This is a genomic window from Chamaesiphon sp. VAR_48_metabat_403 (genome assembly GCF_031422475.1).
Lineage (GTDB): Bacteria > Cyanobacteriota > Cyanobacteriia > Cyanobacteriales > Chamaesiphonaceae > Chamaesiphon.
The window spans coordinates 1-3352 of the sequence record NZ_JANPLS010000048.1; the positions used below are offsets into that span (position 1 = coordinate 1).

The window sequence follows — 3352 nt, forward strand, 5'->3', positions numbered from 1 at the left end:
ATGCGATCGATCGGAATTGGCCCAAATAGTCGCGTTGGAGCCGCCAATATCGTTCTACCAAACCTGGTTGGCGTTCACCTTATCGATCTCCAGGCTCAACTAAAACTAGCTCCAGCAAAAACCATCCAACCAACAATTTAAGTAGCAATTAGGAGAAAAAATCATGACAGATATCATCAGCCGTGAGATTCACCTCATATCTCGCCCCACAGGGATGCCCACCCCAGCAAACTTTGCCCTCACCCAAACCCACCTGGAGCCGTTGCAAGATGGGCAGGTGTTAGTTCGCAATCTGTACATGTCCGTAGATCCCTACATGCGCGGGCGGATGAATGATGGCAAATCCTATGTGCCACCATTTGAATTGGGTAAACCGATGAGCGGCGGCGCAGTCGGTGAGGTAGTTGAATCCCACGCTCCAGAATTCCAGCCAGGTGATGTCGTCACTTCCAACTACGGTTGGCGGGAATATTTCATCGCCACACCCCAAGAGTTGCACCGAGTCAGCCGCGATATTCAACCCTTGTCAGTTTATCTCGGTGCGCTCGGTCTGACGGGGCTGACTGCGTGGGCAGGGTTGTATTTGGTAGACGTTAAAGCTGAGGACGTAATCTTTATTTCGGGGGCTGCTGGCGCGGTTGGCAATATGGCTGGGCAATTAGCGAAATTGCGTGGATGTCGGGTAATTGGTGCTGCTGGTTCACCAGAAAAGGTCAAGTTTCTGCAAGAAGAATGTGGATTCGACCTTGCTTTCAATTACAAAACTGGCTCCATCCTCGAACAATTAAACCTAGCAGCACCAGACGGGATTGATGTTTATTTCGATAATGTCGGCGGTGAAATGCTCGAAGCCGCGCTCTCAGCATTGCGCGTGAATGGTCGGATTATCGCCTGTGGTGGCATCTCTGGCTACAACGCCCAAACGCCCCAACCTGGGCCGAGCAATCTGTTTAATATCACCACCAAACGATTGACAATGAAAGGGCTAATTGTTAGTGATTGGCTGGGTTGTCGGGGTGAATTTGAACATGTAGTGGGTGACTATTGTCGATCTGGCAAATTGAAAAATAAGGAAACAGTAGTCGTCGGAATCAACAATGCAGTAAGCACGTTTCTCGGCCTATTTGAAGGCAAAAATATCGGCAAGATGGTCGTGAAATTAGAGTAAGTATGCAGACGCAAAAAAATTCGATCGGGGGACGAATAAAAAATAGTTTAAAATAAAATAATGAAAAAAATACTCATTATCAACGGACATCCAGACAAGAAAAGTTTCTGTATTACACTTGCAGAGAGCTGTGAAAAAGAGGCTAATTTAGCTGGAACAGATTGCAAATTGGTACATCTAATTGATTTAGATTTCAATCCCATTTTGACTTTTGGATACAGAAAAGTAAGCGAGTTAGAGCCTGATTTAGTAAAAATGCAACAAGAAATCTTGGCGGCAGACCATTTAGTTTTTGTTTATCCTAATTGGTGGTTAACTTTTCCCGCGCTTCTAAAAGGCTTTATCGAGCGGGCTTTCATGCCTGGTTTTGCCTTCATATTTAGTGCTAATAACTACCAAAAATAAAAATGGAACCTATTCGGATTTTGTACTTTTCTGATGTGCTTTGTATTTGGGCCTATATTGCTCAAATTCGGCTCAATGAGTTGAAAACAACCTTTCAAGACCAAATTGAAATTGAATACCACTTCGTCTCCGTCTTTGGTACGGCTCGTGAAAAGCTAGAAAACCGCTGGCAAGATAGAGGTGGATTGGCAGGATATAGCAACCACGTTCTAGATGTCGTCAAAAAATTCGACCACATTACCGTTCATCCTGACATTTGGACGAAAGTTACACCACCTTCATCTACATCCTGCCATCTGTTTCTTCATGCAATTCAACTACTAGAAACAAAGAGTTTAGTAGATCGATCGGCACAGATCTTTGAAAAATCAATCTGGGCATTTCGGGAGGCATTTTTTACCGAGTTGGCAAATGTTGCCGATCGACAGGTGCAATTTGAAATTGCAGAAAAACTAGGATTGCCCATTGCCAAAATCCAAGCTCAGATCGATAGTGGTGAGGCATACGCCCAACTTTCCAAAGATTTTGATTTGGTGAAAGAACATACAGTTACGGTCAGCCCTACGCTGACTTTTAATGAAGGACGGCAGCGACTAAATGGCAATGTGGGCTATCGAGTTATCGAAGCTAATATTCGCGAGTTACTGCACAATCCTCCAGAAGAACAATCCTGGTGTTAGGAGTATTCAAGCCCTCATCAAGGAAAACTTATGATTTATATGTCGTTGATTTATGTATTTTTATTAGTTGGCCCCGCGTTGGCGAAGCCTCTCCTCTGGAGAATCGCCGCGATTGCATTTTTCCGACGACTTTCGACCCGTTGGCACCTAGGAGAACAATCATGAATCGACGCAACGATTCTCCAAAGGAGACGCTCTGCGAACGGCAAATTTCTCACCTTCCAACGACCAAATTGGCAGGACAATTGGTCTGTCCACATTGCCAAACTTCTTTCCCCTTAACTTGGCATCGATACTTATCAGCACTATGGGGAAATTATCGATGTCCTCAATGCCGACAGGTCTCCTATCTCAAAGATAATTCTTCTTCACAGAACGTTTACGCTATCGGCCTATTTTTTATATTATGCCAGCGGTTATTTTTGCGATCGCTCACACCACACACGCAGTTATCTATCATCAACGGAGTTTTAATTAAATGCAATTATTCACTTTTGTCACTATTTTCGTGATTCTCTATCTAAAAATCTTGCGTCCCTGGCAACTTCGCTGGGGCGCGACAGATGATGAAGTCAAATGCGCTATGTTTGGTGACAATCTCGTTCAAAACCATAATTGCTAAAATTCCTTTCACCACCGAACAATTTCTTCAGATTTTCGAGAATTACAATCAAGCGATATATCCGATTCAGTTTGCACTCATTTTAGTAGCGATCGTAGTGATTTTCCTGGCAGCAAGTCGCAAGCCGTCCAGAAACAAAATTATTTCAGGGCTACTTGGGTTGCTCTGGCTCTGGACGGGGATTGTTTATCATTTAATTTTCTTTATAGCAATCAGTCCACCTGCATATCTATTCGGTACATTATTCATTATTCAAGGTTTGTTATTTTTATACGAAGGCGTAGCAAGAAACAGATTGAGTTTTCGTGCTAGCCGAAGATTTGACGGCATTCTCGGCGCGGTATTTATTGCTTATGCGCTGGTGATTTATCCATTAATCGGCTATGCACTGGGGCGAATCTTCCCGTCAACACCTACGTTTGGGACACCTTGCCCGACAACTATTTTCACATTTGGTTTGCTCCTGTGGGCTGACAG

4 protein-coding genes are annotated in these 3352 nt (G+C 43.9%); all 4 read left to right on the forward strand.

What is annotated here, in order from left to right:
* The first annotated feature begins 163 nt into the window (after nt 1–163).
* Nucleotides 164–1168 (forward strand): NADP-dependent oxidoreductase, encoded by a 1005-nt coding sequence (locus tag RMO79_RS02365; RefSeq protein ID WP_310481450.1) that lies wholly within the window; start codon nt 164–166, stop codon nt 1166–1168.
* Between the two features lie 60 nt (nt 1169–1228).
* Nucleotides 1229–1573: an NAD(P)H-dependent oxidoreductase gene (locus RMO79_RS02370; RefSeq protein WP_310481451.1), complete on the forward strand. Its 345-nt coding sequence runs from the start codon at nt 1229–1231 to the stop codon at nt 1571–1573.
* Nucleotides 1574–1575: 2 nt separating this feature from the next.
* Nucleotides 1576–2253 (forward strand): DsbA family protein, encoded by a 678-nt coding sequence (locus tag RMO79_RS02375; RefSeq protein WP_310481452.1) that lies wholly within the window; start codon nt 1576–1578, stop codon nt 2251–2253.
* 563 nt (nt 2254–2816) lie between these two features.
* A partial coding sequence (locus RMO79_RS02380) for a DUF6064 family protein (RefSeq protein WP_310481453.1) occupies nt 2817–3352 on the forward strand: 536 nt, incomplete at its 3' end.